The organism is Rhodococcus sp. P4_B6 (genome assembly GCF_056402215.1).
Genome location: NZ_JBFUHV010000111.1, coordinates 1 through 17,590 on the forward strand (window position 1 = coordinate 1; position 17,590 = coordinate 17,590).

General features: G+C 68.0%; 19 protein-coding genes and 1 pseudogene. 7 read left to right on the forward strand and 13 right to left on the reverse strand.

Going from position 1 to position 17,590, the window contains the following annotated elements:
* A pseudogene (locus tag AC1DWT_RS34695) lies at positions 1-213 on the forward strand (IS110 family transposase); the annotation flags it as partial.
* 23 nt (positions 214-236) lie between these two features.
* On the opposite strand, the gene AC1DWT_RS34700 reads toward AC1DWT_RS34695, so the two are convergent.
* From AC1DWT_RS34700 to AC1DWT_RS34730, 7 genes are all read right to left on the reverse strand, one after another.
* Complete coding sequence (locus tag AC1DWT_RS34700) at positions 237-890, reverse strand: urease accessory protein UreD (RefSeq protein WP_072941092.1); 654 nt, start codon at positions 888-890, stop codon at positions 237-239.
* Positions 890-1,579, reverse strand: a complete 690-nt coding sequence (gene ureG / locus AC1DWT_RS34705) for an urease accessory protein UreG (RefSeq protein ID WP_072941093.1) — start codon at positions 1,577-1,579, stop codon at positions 890-892. Before ureG ends, AC1DWT_RS34700 begins: the two co-directional genes overlap by 1 nt.
* 31 nt (positions 1,580-1,610) lie before the next feature.
* Positions 1,611-2,243 (reverse strand): urease accessory protein UreF, encoded by a 633-nt coding sequence (locus tag AC1DWT_RS34710; RefSeq protein WP_095861209.1) that lies wholly within the window; start codon positions 2,241-2,243, stop codon positions 1,611-1,613.
* Positions 2,243-3,964, reverse strand: a complete 1,722-nt coding sequence (locus tag AC1DWT_RS34715) for an urease subunit alpha (protein WP_072941096.1) — start codon at positions 3,962-3,964, stop codon at positions 2,243-2,245. The genes AC1DWT_RS34710 and AC1DWT_RS34715 overlap by 1 nt, the downstream gene beginning before the upstream one ends.
* Positions 3,961-4,275 (reverse strand): urease subunit beta, encoded by a 315-nt coding sequence (locus tag AC1DWT_RS34720; protein WP_072941223.1) that lies wholly within the window; start codon positions 4,273-4,275, stop codon positions 3,961-3,963. Before AC1DWT_RS34720 ends, AC1DWT_RS34715 begins: the two co-directional genes overlap by 4 nt.
* 8 nt (positions 4,276-4,283) lie before the next feature.
* Complete coding sequence (locus AC1DWT_RS34725; RefSeq protein WP_005255454.1) at positions 4,284-4,586, reverse strand: urease subunit gamma; 303 nt, start codon at positions 4,584-4,586, stop codon at positions 4,284-4,286.
* A 195-nt stretch (positions 4,587-4,781) separates the two neighbouring features.
* On the reverse strand, positions 4,782-5,624 hold the full coding sequence (locus AC1DWT_RS34730; RefSeq protein WP_072941226.1) for a YdcF family protein: 843 nt from the start codon (positions 5,622-5,624) through the stop codon (positions 4,782-4,784).
* A gap of 228 nt (positions 5,625-5,852) precedes the next feature.
* Here AC1DWT_RS34730 and AC1DWT_RS34735 point away from each other — a divergent pair, with 228 nt between their 5' ends.
* Together AC1DWT_RS34735 and AC1DWT_RS34740 are read left to right on the forward strand one after the other, a co-directional pair.
* Positions 5,853-6,821: a helix-turn-helix transcriptional regulator gene (locus AC1DWT_RS34735; RefSeq protein ID WP_477924149.1), complete on the forward strand. Its 969-nt coding sequence runs from the start codon at positions 5,853-5,855 to the stop codon at positions 6,819-6,821.
* A gap of 107 nt (positions 6,822-6,928) precedes the next feature.
* Positions 6,929-7,363 carry a hypothetical protein gene (locus AC1DWT_RS34740; RefSeq protein ID WP_477924120.1) on the forward strand — a complete coding sequence of 145 codons (435 nt, stop codon included), beginning with the start codon at positions 6,929-6,931 and terminating at the stop codon, positions 7,361-7,363.
* Positions 7,364-7,462: 99 nt separating this feature from the next.
* Here AC1DWT_RS34740 and AC1DWT_RS34745 read toward each other — a convergent pair whose 3' ends face one another.
* The 4 genes from AC1DWT_RS34745 to AC1DWT_RS34760 form a co-directional block, all read right to left on the reverse strand.
* On the reverse strand, positions 7,463-7,666 hold the full coding sequence (locus tag AC1DWT_RS34745; RefSeq protein WP_005255446.1) for a cold-shock protein: 204 nt from the start codon (positions 7,664-7,666) through the stop codon (positions 7,463-7,465).
* 249 nt (positions 7,667-7,915) lie between these two features.
* Positions 7,916-8,806 carry a 16S rRNA (adenine(1518)-N(6)/adenine(1519)-N(6))-dimethyltransferase RsmA gene (gene rsmA, locus AC1DWT_RS34750; RefSeq protein WP_072941101.1) on the reverse strand — a complete coding sequence of 297 codons (891 nt, stop codon included), beginning with the start codon at positions 8,804-8,806 and terminating at the stop codon, positions 7,916-7,918.
* Between the two features lie 10 nt (positions 8,807-8,816).
* Entirely contained in the window at positions 8,817-9,944 is a 1,128-nt protein-coding gene (locus tag AC1DWT_RS34755; RefSeq protein ID WP_072941103.1) for a resuscitation-promoting factor, read from the reverse strand.
* A gap of 22 nt (positions 9,945-9,966) precedes the next feature.
* Positions 9,967-11,082 (reverse strand): resuscitation-promoting factor, encoded by a 1,116-nt coding sequence (locus AC1DWT_RS34760; protein WP_095861212.1) that lies wholly within the window; start codon positions 11,080-11,082, stop codon positions 9,967-9,969.
* A 240-nt stretch (positions 11,083-11,322) separates the two neighbouring features.
* On the opposite strand from AC1DWT_RS34760, the gene AC1DWT_RS34765 reads away from it, so the two are divergent.
* Positions 11,323-12,792 (forward strand): amino acid ABC transporter substrate-binding protein/permease, encoded by a 1,470-nt coding sequence (locus AC1DWT_RS34765; RefSeq protein ID WP_371851550.1) that lies wholly within the window; start codon positions 11,323-11,325, stop codon positions 12,790-12,792.
* A complete protein-coding gene (locus AC1DWT_RS34770; RefSeq protein ID WP_477924123.1) occupies positions 12,789-13,559 on the forward strand; it encodes an amino acid ABC transporter ATP-binding protein in 771 nt (256 codons plus the stop codon). The genes AC1DWT_RS34765 and AC1DWT_RS34770 overlap by 4 nt, the downstream gene beginning before the upstream one ends.
* 50 nt (positions 13,560-13,609) lie before the next feature.
* Here AC1DWT_RS34770 and AC1DWT_RS34775 read toward each other — a convergent pair whose 3' ends face one another.
* On the reverse strand, positions 13,610-14,050 hold the full coding sequence (locus AC1DWT_RS34775; protein ID WP_072941112.1) for a DoxX family protein: 441 nt from the start codon (positions 14,048-14,050) through the stop codon (positions 13,610-13,612).
* Positions 14,051-14,188: 138 nt separating this feature from the next.
* Positions 14,189-15,031, reverse strand: a complete 843-nt coding sequence (locus AC1DWT_RS34780) for a TatD family hydrolase (RefSeq protein WP_452578569.1) — start codon at positions 15,029-15,031, stop codon at positions 14,189-14,191.
* A 74-nt stretch (positions 15,032-15,105) separates the two neighbouring features.
* On the opposite strand from AC1DWT_RS34780, the gene AC1DWT_RS34785 reads away from it, so the two are divergent.
* Together AC1DWT_RS34785 and metG are read left to right on the forward strand one after the other, a co-directional pair.
* On the forward strand, positions 15,106-15,960 hold the full coding sequence (locus AC1DWT_RS34785) for an SDR family oxidoreductase (protein ID WP_477924126.1): 855 nt from the start codon (positions 15,106-15,108) through the stop codon (positions 15,958-15,960).
* A 53-nt stretch (positions 15,961-16,013) separates the two neighbouring features.
* Complete coding sequence (gene metG / locus AC1DWT_RS34790; RefSeq protein WP_072941121.1) at positions 16,014-17,573, forward strand: methionine--tRNA ligase; 1,560 nt, start codon at positions 16,014-16,016, stop codon at positions 17,571-17,573.
* The last annotated feature ends 17 nt before the right edge of the window (positions 17,574-17,590 follow it).

Sequence of the window (17,590 nt, forward strand, 5' to 3'; positions counted from 1 at the left end):
ACCCGGCACCGCCTCAACCGGGGCGGTGACCGGCAAGCCAACCGGGCACTGCACGTGATCGTGCTCTCCAGACTCAAGTACGACGACCGCACCCGCGCCTACCGGGACAAACGACTCGCCCAAAGCAAAAGCAAACGCGACATCATCCGCTGCCTCAAACGAGCCGTCGCCCGAGAAATCTTCGCCCTCCTCAACCCCGCAAACCCGGGTTGACACTCATAGGAGCATCACATGCGTCACAGGTGCGGGCCGAGCCGGGTGGTGAGGCTGCCGCCGCGGGCGAGGGGCAGACGCGTCCGCGCCGACCGGATGTCACCCGTGACTTCAGCCGGCCGGTCGTCCGGGTACCGCAGTTCACTGGTGACGGCCGCCGGACCGTCCAGCACGTCGTGCGAGACGGTGCCGACACCGAGTTCCAGCTGGTGCCGGAGCAGTGGCAGGTCGCCGAGATCGGCGTCGGTGACCCCGACCCAGCGTCCCGCGCTCTCCCCCGCCCGCCCGATCTGCACCCGTTCACGCAGCAGCACCGTCGCCGACTCGGCGAGGGTCACCGTCGTCTCGACGCGATGCTCCGCGCCGCCCGCGATCACGGTGGGTTCCAGTGCGCAGTCGAGGACCGCGTCGTCCCCGACCTCCACCGACCACCGCGCCGTGGACAGCACCCGACCGCGGCCGGGCAGCGCCAGGGACGCCGCGACGCTGCGCAGCGTCAGCCGGGCACCCGGCAGCACCCGGACGGTGATGTCCCAGTGGTCGCCGCCTAGCGGGGTCGCGGCGGTGCCGATCACGTGGACCGTGTCGCGGCCGGTGATCCGGGCCGCCAGTCCCCCGGCCGCGGAGATCCGCGGACTGCGGTCGGGGGACGCGACGATCGTCAGTTCGGTGCGCACTACGGGTGCACGGCGGCGAGCGTGCGCACCTGCTCCCGCACCCATGCCAGCGCCGGTCCGGACGACGGGTCCTCCGTCAGCGAGATCAGCACGGTGGGCCTGCCCTCGCGAACCTGCTCGGCATCGCGGCGCATCACCCCGAGATCGGCTCCGACCATCGGAGCGAGGTCGGTCTTGTTGATCACGAGCAGATCCGAGAACGTCACACCGGGGCCACCCTTGCGGGGAACCTTGTCGCCACCGGCGACGTCGACGACGAAGATCTGCACGTCGATCAGGCCCGAGGAGAACGTCGCGGTGAGGTTGTCGCCGCCGGACTCCACCAGGATCAGATCGAGCGGCGGGTTGGCCGCGATCAGGTCGTCGATCGCGTCGAGGTTGGCGGTGATGTCGTCGCGGATGGCCGTGTGGGGGCAGCCACCGGTCTGCACGGCGGCGATCCGCTCGTCCGGCAGCACGGCGTGGCGGCGCAGGAAGTCCGCGTCCTCGGTGGTGTAGATGTCGTTGGTCAGCACGGCCAGCGACAACTCCTCGCGCAGTTGCCTGCAGAGCGCGGCGACGAGCGCCGTCTTGCCCGATCCGACGGGCCCGCCGATCCCGATCCGGACCGGTTCCCCCGCCACCCGGACCCGCCGGGGACGGTCGTGCTGATGGTCGTGCGGTTCACCGTCGATGAAATGTGGTGGCATGGTTGATTTCTCCTTACTGGGTACAGCGGTGTCACGACACGAACAGGGGGCGGTCCCGCAGAACGTGCCGTTCGGCGACGACGTCCAGGAACGGGTCGGACACGCTCGCCAGCCCGGTGCCGCACCGGTCTGCGATGTCGTCGCACAGGTCGGCCAGCGCGAACGTGCACGCGGCGACCTGCGCGGGGTCGAGAGCGAGTAGACGCTGCGCGGCGATCGCGCACCCGGTCATGGTGGTGTACACGAAGACCAGCGCCGCCTCCCGTGGTTCGACCGCGGTGACGGATCCGACCACTCCGGACACCACGGGCAGGTGCGGACGCGTCCCGACCGGCGACCAGTCGTGCTCCGGCCACGTGGTGCGGGCCAGCCGCAGCAGACCTCTCCCCTGCGCCCGCGACGACGACCGCGCCGCCGGGGACGGGGTTCGCGCATCCATCTCGGCGTCGGCGTGTCCGGCGGTGAGCCGGCCGGCGCACACCGCCGCGGTGATCGATCCCCCGACGAGCCCGGCGGTCCGGATCCGGCGACGCAGGAACGCCTCCATCGTGGCGACGTCGCGGACGACACCGCTGGCGACGGCCTCCTCGATGCCACCCGAATGCACGTGACCGCCCGTGGGCAGCCGCGAGTCGGCGAGCGACATCAGGTGAGCGAGGCGCATCAGAACAGAAAGTATCGCTGGGCCATCGGCAGTTCCGCCGCCGGCTGTTCTTCCCACACCTCGCCGTCGATGCGGACGGTGAACGTGTCGGGGTCCACCTCGATCCGCGGCTGTGCGTCGTTGCGCGGCATGTCGGCCTTGCCCCGCGACCGCACGTTCGCGACCGGCACCAGTCGCCGGTTCAGGTCCAGCCGATCCGCCAGTCCGTCCTCGAGGGCGTGCGGTGCGACGAAGTGCACGGATGTGGCGGCCGCCACCTTGGGGGCCGCCCCGAACATCGGACGGGGCAGCACCGGTTGCGGAGTCGGTATGGACGCGTTGGCATCTCCCATCGCGGCCCAGGCGATCATCCCGCCCTTGATCACCGCGTGCGGCCGGACCCCGAAGAACGCCGGATCCCACAGCACCAGATCGGCGAGTTTGCCCACCTCGACCGACCCGATCTCGTCCTCCAGCCCGTGTGCGACGGCGGGGCAGATCGTGTACTTGGCGACGTAGCGCTGGACGCGCTGATTGTCGGCGCCGTTGTCGCCGGACAGGAAACCCCGCCTGCGTTTCATCACGTGCGCGGTCTGCCAGGTGCGCAGCACCACCTCGCCGATCCGTCCCATCGCCTGCGAGTCGCTGCCGATCATGGAGATGGCGCCCAGGTCGTGCAGCAGGTCCTCCGCGGCAATGGTGGACGGCCGGATGCGGCTCTCCGCGAACGCCAGGTCCTCCGGGATCTTCGGGCTCAGGTGATGGCACACCATGAGCATGTCGAGGTGCTCGTCGAGGGTGTTCACGGTGTGCGGCCGGGTCGGATTGGTCGAACTGGGCAGGACGTTCGGGTGCGCGGCCACCGTGATGATGTCTGGTGCGTGGCCGCCGCCGGCGCCCTCCGTGTGATAGGCGTGGATCGCACGTCCGGCGATCGCCGCGATCGTGTCCTCGACGAAACCGGCCTCGTTCAACGTGTCCGAGTGCAGCGCGACCTGCACCCCCGCGGCGTCCGCGACGGTGAGGCACGCGTCGATCGCCGCCGGTGTCGAACCCCAGTCCTCGTGCAGCTTGAACCCGGAGACACCGCCGCGCAACTGCTCCCACATCGACTCGGAGTTGACCGTGTTGCCCTTGCCGAGCAGGGCGATGTTCATCGGCCAGCCGTCGAGTGCCTCCAGCATCCGGGCGGTGTGCCACGAACCGGGGGTCACGGTGGTGGCCTTGCTGCCCTCGGCGGGTCCGGTGCCGCCGCCGATCATCGTCGTGATGCCGCCGCCCAGCGCCTCGTCCATGATCTGCGGGCAGATGAAGTGCACGTGGCAGTCGATACCGCCTGCGGTGAGGATCTTGCCGTTCCCGGCGATGATCTCGGTGGACGGGCCCACCACGAGATCGGGGTGCACGCCCGACATCGTGTCGGGGTTGCCCGCCTTGCCGAGCGCGACGATGCGTCCGTCCCGAATGCCGACGTCCGCCTTGATGATTCCCCAGTGGTCGACGACCACCACGCCGGTGATCACCGTGTCGGGCGCGCCCTCGGCGCGGGTGGCGCGACCCTGGCCCATGGACTCGCGCAACACTTTTCCGCCACCGAACACCGCTTCGTCACCGGCCAGCCCCGGTCCGCCGCTGCGGTCCTCGGTGATCTCGATCAGAAGGTCGGTGTCGGCGAGCCGGATGCGGTCGCCGGTCGTGGGACCGAACAGCTCCGCGTACCGTGCGCGGCTGAGATCGGTCATGACGCGTCCAGCTTTCCGGGAGGAGTGAGGCTCAGCCCGTGCACTTCTCGGGTCCCACGCAGCGGCACGAGTGAAACCGTCTGCGCGATACCAGGTTCGAAACGCACCGCGGTGCCCGCGGGAATGTCCAGCCGCAGCCCGTGGGCGGCGGAACGGTCGAACTGCAGCGCGTGGTTGGCCTGCGGAAAGTGAACGTGGCTACCGACCTGCACCGGCCGGTCACCGGTGTTGACCACCGCGAGTTCCGTGCGGGGAGAACCCTCGTTGAGCTCGATCACGCCCTCGGCGCAGAAGACTTCACCTGGAATCACGGTCACCCCTACGCGATCGGATCATGGACGGTGACGAGCTTCGTGCCGTCCGGAAACGTGGCCTCCACCTGCACGTCGTGCAGCATCTCCGGGACGCCCTCCATCACGTCGGCGCGGGTGAGCACCTCCCGGCCGGACACCATCAGCTCCGCCACCGACCGGCCGTCGCGGGCCCCTTCGAGGATGTGATCCGTGATGAGGGCCACGGCCTCCGGGTGGTTCAGCACGAGTCCGCGTTGCCGGCGCCTACGCGCGAGTTCCGCGGCGTAGCTCAGGAGCAGACGCTCCTGCTCGTGGGGCGACAAGCGCATGTGTCCTCCTGCGGTCGGTGCGTCGCAATACTGCCACGAACTGCACCCCGCCACCGCCCACCCCCGGAACTGCCGCCGTCCTTACCCCGCCGTTCTCACCCCGGAAACACTCGTGACACGAACCCGTCACAGCGCCGCCCTGACCGTCTCCCCATGACCGCCTCACCCGCCGCCCGACAGCGACGCGCAGTCGCGTCAATAGCTGGCGGGGATGCCGAACACCCTGATCGCGTCGCGGTACATGCCCAGTTGCTGGTCCTTGGTCAGGGGCATGAATTCGGCGATCAGCTGACCCGCGCTGGTGATCGCGCTCATCGCCCCGACCACCGGCAGTCCGGCGACGTTGAAATCGACCGTTGCCCTGCGGATGTGGTTGGCCGACGTCACGAGGATCGCGCCGCCCGCACCGAGCGAGCGGGCGAGCGGAACCGAGTTGAGCGCGTTACCGACCGTCGATCCGGCACGATGCTCGGGGTGGATGCGCTGTGCAGGCACACCGTGCGCCTGCAACCAACCCTGCATGGCGGCCGCCTCCGTCACGCCGTTCTGCGGGTTGCCGCCGGTGACGATGATCGGCGACATCGGCGAGACCCACGACTGGACCATCGCGGCCTGCAGGCGGTTGACCAATTCCGGCCGCATCGTGCCGTCTGGGAGCAGACCGAACCCGAGGACGATGATCGCGGTGGACGGACCCTGGATTGCCGGAAGTGGGTTGGGGGGTGTGAACGAGGCGATTCTGATCGCGTTCAGCATCCCGTCGACGCCGGCGCGCATACCGCCGTCCGCCGCGCCCAGCCGGGCGAGCGCGGCCTCACGGGTAATCAGATCGCCCGCGGCGTCGGCGTAGATGGCCTGCAACGCCAGCGCGTTCGTGTCGCCGGGCTCTCCGGCGACGGCGCCGCCGATGTCCGCGAGGGCACCGCGGGTGTCCCCCGCGGCGAATCTGCCCTGCGCGCTGTTGAAGAGGTCCGCCGCCGAGGCGGACGCGGTGGCGGTGGTCGAGACCGCCAGCGCCACGCAGAAGGCGGTGGTCATGACTGCGGCGAGCAGCGCCCTGACCGCCGAAGTGATGGGTCGAGCACGGAAGTGCGTCACGCTAAGACCTTTCCGTCGGATTTTTCACGAAGTACTCATGCGATGGTCCGTGGAGCGTCGGCGCCAGTGTAGTGACACTCGTGGGGCTGGTGGGAAAATCGTTACTTACCGTTATCTCCCGCCGATAGAGGACAGAAGATGTCCTCTATCGATGGCATCCTGAGGTGCATGCGGGAAACTTCGGCACGACTCCTCCGGCTGCTCTCCCTGCTCCAGACCCGAAAGGACTGGTCCGGGGCAGAACTCGCCGACCGGCTCGGCATCACTCCGCGCACCGTCCGGCGAGATGTGGAGAAACTCCGCGACCTCGGCTACCCGGTCGACGCGACGGTCGGGGTCGGCGGCGGGTACCAACTCGGCGCCGGCGCGGAAATGCCGCCCCTGCTGCTCGACGACGAGGAAGTACTGGCCGTCGCGCTCGGCCTCCAATCCGGCGCCACCGGCTCCGTGGTCGGCATCGGCGAGGCGTCGATGCGAGCACTCACCAAACTCCGGCAGGTGATGCCGTCCCGCCTGCGGCACCGCCTCGCGGCGCTGCAGGTCGACGTCGTCCACCGCGAGCCCGCGAAGAGCGCCGTCGACGCGGAGGTCCTGTCGGCCGTCGCGTCGGTCTGCCACAACCACGAGCGACTCCGGTTCGACTACCGCACCCACGACGGCACCGAGAGCCGCCGCGAAGTGGAGCCGTACCGGCTCGTGCGCTCCGGACTGCGCTGGTACCTCGTCGCCTGGGACCTCACCCGCGCCGACTGGCGGTCGTTCCGGGTGGACCGCCTGACACCCAAGATCCCGACGGGACCGCGGTTCACGCCCCGCGAACTGCCGCCCGGCGGCGCTGCCGAGTTCGTCGCACGCGGAATCAACCGCGCCGTCACCCGGATCCGCGCACGAGTGCTGCTGCACGCGTCGATCGACGAGATGGCGGTCCTCGTGCACGAAGACTGGGGAACTCTCGAAGAGATGCCCGACGGCCAGTGCGCGGTCGCGCTCGGCGGCGATTCGGTGCCGTCGATAGCCAACTGGCTCAGCGCATTCGGCGTCGACTTCACCGTCCTCGACCCACCTGAGCTGCGCGAAGAGTGCCGACGGGTGGGTGAGCGTCACCGCCTCTTCGCCGACCGCTACGGTAACGCCTGACCGAGACGCCGTTCAGCCGTCACCGCGGACCGAAAATCCCGTGGAACCGAACGGTCCTGCGCGGCGTCCATCCAGGTGACGACAACGAAAGGCCGGGGTAGTCGGGGATGCAGCACACGATTGTCGAGGAGGGTCGCGCGCGGGCGCCTGCGGGGGCGGGAACAGTCGGGAAGGTGCTGGTCGGGGGCCACCTGGCGCTCGGGGGCGCCACCGTGGTGATCATGACGTTCTCGTTGGCGTTCGTCTGCACACTGGACAACGGAGCGCAGCCGTGGACGTGGCCGGGCAGGTATTCGGCGGCCTGGTTCGTCGCCGCCGCCATCGTCTCCACCACGCTGTGGGCGCTCTTCGTGACGGGAACGGTGATCTTCTCGTCGAGGCCCCGGCGGGCACTCGGAACGGCCACGTTCTTCGTCGCCGCGGCCCTCGGAGCCGCTGCGGTGATCGGACTGTTCGGGCCGTCGGAGAGTTCGGCGCTGCAACTCTGGCTGGTCTGCGCCATGAATCTCGGGTACCAGGCCGCGCACCTCAGATCGGCCTAGCAGCGACGGCGTGTGGAGACGAGACAAGGCCCCACTCCGTGACGAGTGGGGCCTTGCTCGAACGTCATGTCCCGGCGAACCGGGAAGTCATGGCCGTTCTCAGATCAGGGTGACGCCGGTGGCCTGCGGGCCCTTGTTGCCCTGGCCGATCTCGAACGAAACACGCTGATTCTCCTCGAGCGTGCGGAAGCCGCCGCTCTGGATCTCCGAGTAATGGACGAACACGTCAGCGCTGCCGTCCTCGGGGGCGATGAAGCCGAACCCCTTCTCGGAGTTGAACCACTTCACGATGCCCTCTGCCATGTAAATCTCCTCTAACACAGTAACTTCTTCAGGCAACCGGCTCGGTTACCTGGGTCATTGAACACGACCGTCTATGACAATTCCTGTGGAGGACGTCCAAACGCTCGCAACCATCGATTTGCGAGCGTGGGAAACACAAACACAAAACTTACGACCTCCAATAGTGAACCACACATCCGGTCGGTTGTCTCCCCCAGGGTGCGGCTCCCGCCCGTGAGTACTTGTCAACCGCCCGCGGTTGACAAGTACTCACGGGCGGGTGGCGGCAAGACGCACGAAGGCCGCGGCGTCGAGAGTCTCGCCGCGGGCGGACGGTGGGATGCCTGCCTCGAGCAGTCGTCGCTCGGCCTCGACGGGTGATCCCGCCCAACCACCGAGAGCGGCTCGTAAAGTCTTGCGGCGCTGAGCGAAAGCCGCATCGATGACGGCGAACACGCGGCGGCGGTGTTCGTCGTCGACGGGCCACGGCGGTTCGGCGTACCGGTCGATGCGGACGAGACCCGACTCGACCTTCGGGACGGGCCAGAACACCGCCCGGCCGACCGCGCCAGCACGTCGAACGGCGCCGAAGAAATTAGCCTTCACACTGGGCACGCCGTAGATCTTGCTGCCCGGGGACGCCGCCAGGCGGTCGGCCACCTCGGCCTGCACCATCACCAGTGCGGTTCGCAGGCTGGGCAGTTCGGAGAACAGGTGCAGCAGCACGGGCACCGCGACGTTGTACGGCAGATTCGCGACGAGAGCCGTGGGCTGACCGGGGATCTCGGACGGCTTGACCCGCATCGCGTCCGCGCCGACCACGGTCAGCCGGTCCGCGAGTTCCGGGGCACGGTCGGCGACCGTGACCGGGAGTCGTGCGGCGAGGTTGGGGTCGATCTCGACGGCGATCACCTTGTCGACGACGTCGAGCAGCGCCAGCGTCAGCGAACCGAGCCCCGGGCCGACCTCGAGGACGGTGTCGTCACGTCCCACTCCGGCGGTCGCGACGATGCGCCGGACCGTGTTGGCGTCGTGCACGAAGTTCTGCCCCAGCTGCTTGGTGGGGCGCACACCGAACTCCTCGGCTAACGCACGCACCTCGGCGGGGCCGAGCAGTGCGGCCTGACCTCGAGCGACGGGGGGTACTTCGGCTTCGGACACCAGCCGAACTTTAACGCACGCCGAGCCTGCCCGAGCACGACGGCCACGCTCCCCAGCCCTGCGTCTTCTGCGTCTGCGACGCGACGGCGATCTGCTCCTCGCGGGTGGCGAGGTCGGCGCGCGGTGCGTACTTGAGGCCGCCCTGACGTTCCCATGTGTTCTGGTCGAACTGGACGCCGCCGAAGAATCCGTTGCCGGTGTTGATGGCCCAGTTGCCGGTGGCCTCGCATTGCGCGAGGGCGTCCCAGACTGAACCGTTCTCGACGGGCGGCACCTCGGTGCCCGGCTTCGCGCCGACGCGGATCACCTTCGGCTGAGCCGGCGTCGTGACCGTCGCGGACACCTGGTTGCGTCCGACTTCCTCGCCGTTGACGGTGTTGACCGCGAACGTGACGTCCTGGACGCCGGGCAGTCCCGGACTCTCGACGACGGTGCGACTCTTGTTCATCGTCGGGTCCTCGATCCGCTGCTCCGCCGGAGCCAGCGGCACCGTCTCGACCTTCGTCTCGGTGCGGTCGCGAGTGACGGTGACGTCCATCCCCTCGGTCAGCGGAGTGCCCGCGGCCGGGACGACGGTGTCGGCCTGCTCGAGCGGCGCACCGTGCGCGGCAAGGAAGTCCCCGACCGTCGGCGCGGCCATGCGCACGTCGGCGACCGGAAGCGCACCATCGGCGAGCTTGACGACGAGCGGGTTGAGCACGTCGAGTGCGGCGCCGTCGAGCGGAAGTCGCTGCGAACGGGACGCGGACACGTGCACGTCCTCGCCGAGATCGAACTGCTTCAGCGCATCCTCGACGGTGAGCGCGGTCGTCCACACCGTCTTGGGCTGCCCGTCCACCGTCAGCGACACCTCACGCGCGCGGCGCAGAACCACGGTGTCCCCGTCGGACAGGGTCGCGTCGCGTTCCGGCGCCACCGCGTCGCGGTCGGTGACCGAATACCCCGCGTCGGCCAGGGCGGCGTCGACGCTCGTGGTCATGGTGCTCAGCGAGATCGTCTCGCCGTCCACGTCGAGGGTGACGTTCTTGTGCCGGACCACGGCCATCACTCCGCCGGCGATCAGCGTGGCGAGAAGCAGGGCCACCACGGTGTACAGCAGCGGCGAGCGAGCCGAGTTGATCTTCGCGAAGGGTGACATCGGGTTCCTTTACTTCAGATCGTCAGCGGAGTCCGAGCTTGCTGGTGCAGGCGGGCCATGCGCCCCAGCCCTGCGCCGCCTGGACCTTCTCGGCGACGGAGATCTGCTGTTCGCGGGAGGCGAGGTCGGCGCGGGCGGCGTACTGGCTTCCGCCGAACGCCTCCCAGGTGCTCTGGGTGAACTGCAGTCCGCCGAAGAATCCGTTGCCGGTGTTGATGGCCCAGTTGCCGGTGGCCTCGCAGTGCGCGATCGAATCCCAGGTGGAGGCGTTGGAGATGGCGAGTTCCTTCACACCGACCTTGACGAGCGCGGGTGCGGGCTCGCGGAGCACCTGCGAGCTGAGTTCCTGGCGTCCGGCCTCGACACCGTTGACCGTCTTCACGGAGGCAGTGACGGTGCGCTCGCCGGGAACTCCGGGGTTCTCGACGACGGTCTTGCCCTTGTCGAGCGAGGGATCGTCGACGCGGTTCTCGGGCGGCGCGATGGGCAGCGTCTCGGTGCGGGTCTCGGTGCGGTCGCGGGTCACGTGGATCTCGGCACCTTCGACGACGGGGGCGTCGGCCGGGGGGACGACGGTGTCAGCCTGCTCGAGCGGGGCGCCGTTGGCGGCGAGGAGTTCGCCGACGGTGGGGGCGGCGAGGCGGACGTCGGTGAGCGGGGCGCCGCCGTCGGCGACCTTGACGAGCTTGGCGTTGACGACCTCGAGCGAGGTGCCCTCGAGCGGCAGACGCTCGGAGCGGGACGCCGAGACGTGGACGTCGTCGGCGAGTTCGAACTGCTTCAGCGCGTCGTCGACGGTGAGCGCGGTGGTCCACACGGTCTTGGGCTGCCCGTCGACGGTGAGGTCGATCTCGCGCGCCCGCCGCAACACCACCGTGTCGCCGTCGGAGATCGACGCGTCGGCCGCGGGAGCGACCGCGTCACGCTCACTGACGGTGTATCCGGCGTCGTCGAGCGCGCCGCTGACGTCGGACGCCATCGTGCCGAGCGAGATGGTCTCGCCGTCGACGTCGAGCGTGACGGTCTTGTGCCGTGCCACTGCCAACGCACCGCCCAGGACGAGCGTCGCGAGCAGTGCCGCGACAACTACGTAGAGAAGGGGCGATTTGGCGTTGTTGATTCTGGCTAGAGGCGACACATGAATTCCCAAGGCTGGCGGACGTTTGATCACGGTACGGTAACGAATCGGCGATGGTCTGGCAACTTTGCCGCTACGACCTGCGTCCTAGATCACGAAAAGGTTGAGATCGGGGACAGTATTCGCTTTACCGGGATCAATCGCTTCTGGTCCGGACCACCCTCGAAACGCAGTATCTTGCGACTTGCACCAAGAAGCCCGGAAGCGACCGGGCATTACTGACAAGAAAGCTGGGGTTCCGTGCGCAGCAGATCCGATCGACTTCTGAGACTCGTCAGACGTCCGAGAGTGCCCGCGGTGATCGCCGCGCTGACGCTGCTCGTCACACTCGTCGCGCCCGGCATCGCCGTCGCGCAGCAGCCCGCTCCGGGCAACGACTACACCATCGCCACCGACATCACGTTCGCCCCGTTCGAGTTCCAGGACGAGAGCGGCAAACTCGTCGGCATCGACATGGACCTTCTCGCCGCCATCGCCGAGGACCAGGGATTCACCTACCGGGTCAACGCCGTCGGATTCGACGCCGCACTGCAGGCGGTCACGGGCGGTCAGGCCAACGGCATGATCGCCGGCATGTCGATCACCGACGCCCGCAAGGCGACGTTCGACTTCTCCGACCCGTACTTCGAGTCGGGTGTGCAGATGGGCGTGCTCGAGTCCAACGACTCGATCACGTCGTACGAGGACCTGCGCGGCAAGTCCGTCGCCGTCAAGAACGGCACCGAAGGCGCCACGTACGCGGAGTCCATCAAGGACCAGTACGGGTTCACCACCAAGTACTTCGCCGACTCGTCGAGCATGTTCGACGAGGTCCGCACGGGTAACTCGGTCGCCGTGTTCGAGGACTACCCCGTCCTCGCCTACGGCATCAAGCAGGGCAACGGGTTCAAGACCGTCACCGACAAGGTCCCCGGCGCCAGCTACGGGTTCGCCGTCGCGAAGGGCCAGAACGCGCAGCTCCTCCAGGAGTTCAACACCGGTCTCGCCAACGTGAAGGCGAGCGGCAAGTACGACGAGATCCTCGACACCTACCTCAACGCCGACGCCTCCGACGACGACAACTCGATCCTCGGCCTGATCAAGAGCACCTACCCGCTGCTACTCGAGGGTCTGTGGCTGACGATCGTCCTGACCGTGGTCTCGATCGCCATCGCGCTCGTGCTCGGCGCGATCTTCGGCCTGTTCCGGGTATCGACCAACATCGTCCTGCGCGGCATCGGCACCACCTACGTGGACGTGTTCCGCGGCACTCCGCTGCTGGTGCAGGCCTTCTTCATCTACTTCGGCATCCCGGCGGCGCTGGACTTCCAGATGTCGGCGTTCACCGCGGGCATCATCACACTGAGCCTCAACGCAGGCGCCTACATGGCCGAGATCGTGCGCGGCGGCATCCTGTCCGTCGACAAGGGCCAGATGGAAGCGTCCCGGAGCCTCGGCATCAGCTACCTGAAGTCGATGCGGAAAGTCGTGATGCCGCAGGCCGTGCGGACGATGATCCCGTCCTACATCAACCAGTTCGTGATCACGCTGAAGGACACGTCGATCCTGTCCGTGATCGGACTCGCCGAGCTCACTCAGACCGGGCGGATCATCATCGCCCGCAACTTCCAGTCCTTCAACATGTGGCTGATCATCGGCGCGATGTATTTCATCATCATCATGGCGCTGACGAAGCTGTCGAACCGGCTCGAGAAGAGGATCAACAGATGACCGAGACACCGGTGACGGACAACAAGGCCGAGGCCGCCGACCCGAAGATCCGGGTGAAGGGCCTGAAGAAGTCGTTCGGCGACAACGAGGTGCTCAAGGGCATCGACGTCRACATCGCGAGCGGCGAGGTGGTGTGCGTGATCGGGCCGTCGGGATCCGGCAAGAGCACGTTCCTGCGCTGCCTCAACCGGCTCGAGGACATCACCGGCGGCAACGTCGTCGTCGACGGCTTCGACGTGAGCAATCCCAAGATCGACATCGACCGGGTGCGCCAACACATCGGGATGGTGTTCCAGCACTTCAACCTGTTCCCGCACATGACGGCGATCGAGAACGTGATGCTCGCGCCCGTGCAGACCAAGCGGGCCTCCAAGGAGGAGGCGCGGGCGACGGCCGTGCGGTTGCTCGAGCAGGTCGGGCTGGCGGAGAAGGCGGACGCGAAGCCGGCGAACCTGTCCGGCGGGCAGAAGCAGCGCGTCGCGATCGCACGGGCCCTGGCGATGAGCCCGGACATCATGCTGTTCGACGAGGCCACCAGCGCGCTGGACCCCGAGATGGTGGGCGAGGTGCTGCAGGTTCTGCGCGACCTCGCGAAGGGCGGCATGACGATGGTCGTGGTCACCCACGAGATGGGCTTCGCCCGCGAGGTGTCCGACCGGGTGATCTTCATGGCCGACGGGTACGTGATGGAGGAGGGAACTCCGGAGCAGATCTTCGGCGACCCGCAGCAGTCCCGTACCCAGGACTTCCTGAACAAGGTCCTCTGACATGTGAGTGGCGAAGCGTGCCGGGGCACACTTCGCCACTCACATGGGGGTCAGACGGTGGCGGGTTCCTTCGCAGCCCACGGCAGCTTGTCGCCGAGCAGTCCGTCGACACCGAAGCGGCCCGATCCGACGACGGCGAGTAGCAGCGACCCGACGCCGAGCGCCAGGACCAGTTCGTAGCCGCCCTCGCTCGCGAAGATGCCCTTGTCGATGTGCACGAGGAAGAACGCGCCGACCATGTCGAGGAACAGCAGGATCCCGAAGACCGGGACTGCGGCGCCGACGATGAGCGCGATTCCGCCGATCAGCTCGATCCACGTCGCGAGGAACGCCGAGATGCCCGGAAGCGGAACTCCCATGGCCTCGAAGCCGGCGGTCTGGGCGTCGAGGCCGTTGGTGAACGCCTTCTGCCAGCCGTGAGCGAGGAAGATGACGCCGATGCCCAGGCGGGCGACGAGAATTCCCAGGTTCCGAACTGCGGGGTTGTTCATGGATGCGCCTTTCATCGAGGTGTCCCCGCGCGACCGGGACGACCATTGGTTGAACAGGCAACGATCCTAAGTTCTCTAGGTTGAAACTTCAACTTAAGGCCTGCGGCCCTGTGCGCGCCCGACGAGTCCAGGGACTCGCTACCCACTCACGGGCCGGAGGCCGTACACGCGCTCGGCGGTCGCGGTGGACGCCTTCGCGAGGTCGTCCGGGTCCTCGCCGCGGATCTCGGCGAGCGCCCGGACCGTGTACGGCAGGCAGTACGGCTCGTTGGGAGCGCCCCGGAACGGGTGCGGGGTGAGGAACGGCGCATCCGTCTCGACGATCAGCTGATCCGACGGCACCAGCGGTGCCGCCTCCCGCAGGGCCTTCGCGTTCTTGAAGCTGACGGTGCCGGAGAAGCTGAGGACGTAACCGGCGTCGACGCACTCGCGCGCCATCTCGGCGTCCGAGGAGAAGCAGTGGAAGATCACCGTCTCCGGGGCTCCCTCCTCGCGCAGCACCTGCAGCAGCGCCTGGTCGGCCTCCCGGTTGTGGATCATCAGCGTCTTGCCGAGCCGCTTCGCGAGGTCGATGTGCCAGCGGAAGCCGTCGGTCTGCTCGGGGACGGTGGCGCAGCCGTCGAGTTTCCCCGGCCAGTAGAAGTCGAGCCCCGTCTCCCCCACCGCGACCACCCGGGGATCACCGGCGAGCCGCTCGATCTCCGCCCTGGTCGCGTCGTCGAGCACGTTCGCCCGGGTCGGGTGGATGGCGACGGCCGCGTAGACGCGGGGATCCCAGTGGGCCGCGTCGACGGCGAACTGCGCGGCCGCCAGGTCGTCGGCCACCGTGACCACCCGTTCGACCCCCACCGCGGCCGCCCGGTCGACGATCGCCGTGACACTCGCCGCGTCCGACGCTCCGCACGCGTCGAGGTGCGTGTGCGAGTCGACGAGCGGGAACAGCGGCGCAGGGGCTTCCGGGGCGGGACGGTCTTTGCTCATGCGGACATTGTCGACGCCGCCGCCGCACGTGTCACATGCGGTACTTTCACCCCGACGGGGAGGGAGCCGTGTCCATGACTGCGAGTTCGATGAACGGCCGCGTGATCGCGGTGACCGGTGGTGCGAGGGGAATCGGGAGGGAGATCGCCCGACAGCTGGCGGTCGCAGGCGCGCGGGTCGCGATCGGCGACGTCGACGGTGCCGCGGCCCGGCGCACGGCGGACGAACTCGGCCGGGCGGGCGGGACGGTCGAGGGCCTCGAACTGGACGTGACCGACACCGGGTCGTTCACGGCGTTCCTCGCCGCCGTCGAGGATCACTGGGGCCCGCTCGACGTGCTCGTCAACAATGCGGGCGTCATGTGGGTCGGGAGCTTCGACGAGGAACCCGAGTCCGCGACGGAACGGCAGCTCGCGGTGAACCTGCACGGGGTCATCCGGGGAGTGCGTCTGGCAGCCCCGGCGATGCGTGAGCGGGGCCGCGGCAAGATCATCACGGTGGCGTCGGCGGCGTCCAAGGTCGCACCGCCCGGCGAGTCGACGTACGCCGCCACCAAGCACGGGGTTCTCGGCTACCTGACCGGGGTCCGCGAGGAACTGCGCGGTTCGGGTGTGCAGATCTCGGTGATCATGCCCGGGGTCGTGGACACCGAACTCGCGGCCGGGACGGCGACGGGTGCGGCCAAACTGCTGAAGCCGGCCGACGTCGCGAAGGCGGTGGTCGCGGCGATCCGGCGTCCCCGGTTCGAAGTGACCATCCCCTGGTACGTCGGGCCGCTGGCCCGGCTGGTCACCGTGTTTCCCCAGTTCGCCCGCGACTTCGCGGTCCGGCGGATGGTTCCCGACCAGGTGCGGTCCACGGACAAGTCGGCTCGCGCGGCGTACGAGTCGCGCACCGTCACCGGCGAGGACGGCGCCGGCCCGGGCTAGAACCCGAATCTGCGCGTCACGAAACGGCGGCGCGCAGATAGAGTGGTCGCACCATGAATGCTGCTGATTCCACCGCCTCGCGGCCACCTTTCTATCTGACGACGGCGATCGCGTACCCGAACGGCGTCCCGCACATCGGCCACGCCTACGAGTACATCTCCTCCGACGCCCTCGCACGGTTCAAGCGTCTGGACGGGTTCGACGTCTTCTTCATGACGGGAACCGACGAGCACGGTCTGAAGATGCAGCAGACCGCGGCCAAGGAAGGCATCGACGTCCGCGAACTCGCCGCGCGGAACTCCGATGTGTTCGAGGCCATGGACAAGACGCTCAACATCTCCTTCGACCGGTTCATCCGCACGACGGATGCCGACCACGAAGAAGCCAGCAAGGCGATCTGGCAGAAGATGCTCGACAACGGCGACATCTACCTCGACACGTACTCGGGCTGGTACTCGGTCCGCGACGAGGCGTTCTACACCGAGGCCGAGACCACGCTGCAGGAGGACGGTTCGCGCTTGTCCACCGAGACGGGTACCCCGGTCGAGTGGACGGAGGAGTCCACGTATTTCTTCAAGCTGTCCGAGTACCAGGACAAGCTGCTGGCCCTCTACGACGAGAATCCCGACTTCATCGCGCCCGCGACGCGGCGCAACGAGATCGTCAGCTTCGTCAAGGGTGGTCTCAAGGACCTGTCGATCTCGCGGACGACGTTCGACTGGGGCGTTCCGGTGCCCGATCACCCCGAGCACGTGATGTACGTGTGGGTGGACGCCCTCACCAACTACCTCACCGGCGCCGGATACCCGGACACGGATTCCGAGCAGTTCGGCAAGTTCTGGCCGGCGAACCTGCACATCATCGGCAAGGACATCACCCGGTTCCACACCGTGTACTGGCCGGCATTCCTGATGTCGGCGGGAATCGAGTTGCCGAAGCGGGTCTTCGTGCACGGGTTCCTCTACAACAAGGGCGAGAAGATGTCGAAGTCGGTCGGCAACGTCGTCGACCCCGTCGCCATGGTGGAGCAGTACGGCCTCGACGCCGTGCGCTTCTTCCTGCTCCGCGAGATCTCCTACGGCCAGGACGGCAGCTACAGCCACGAGGCCATCGTCACCCGGATCAACGCCGACCTGGCGAACGAACTCGGCAACCTCGCCCAGCGTTCGCTGTCGATGGTCGCGAAGAACTGCGATGCGCAGGTTCCGACGCCCGGCGAGCTGACCGAGGACGACGCGGCGATGCTCGCGCAGGCGGATGCGCTGCTGGAGCGGGTGCGCGCCGAATACGACGTCCAGGCACTGCATCTCGCGCTGGAGGCGATCTGGTCGGTTCTCGGCGAGACCAACCGGTACTTCTCCAAGCAGGAGCCCTGGGTGCTGCGGAAGACGGATCCGGAGCGGATGGCGACGGTGCTGTACGTGACGCTCGAGGTGGTCCGGATCGTGGGCGTCCTCGTGCAGCCGGTGATGCCGGACGCCGCGGAGAAGATCCTGGACCTGCTGGGTCAGAAGAGCGACGCGCGGCAGTTCAGCGACCTTCCGACGCGCGTCGTGGCGGGCACCCCGCTGCCTGCACCGTCGGGCGTGTTCCCCCGCTACGTGGAGGACTGATCAGCGCGGGTCCGTTC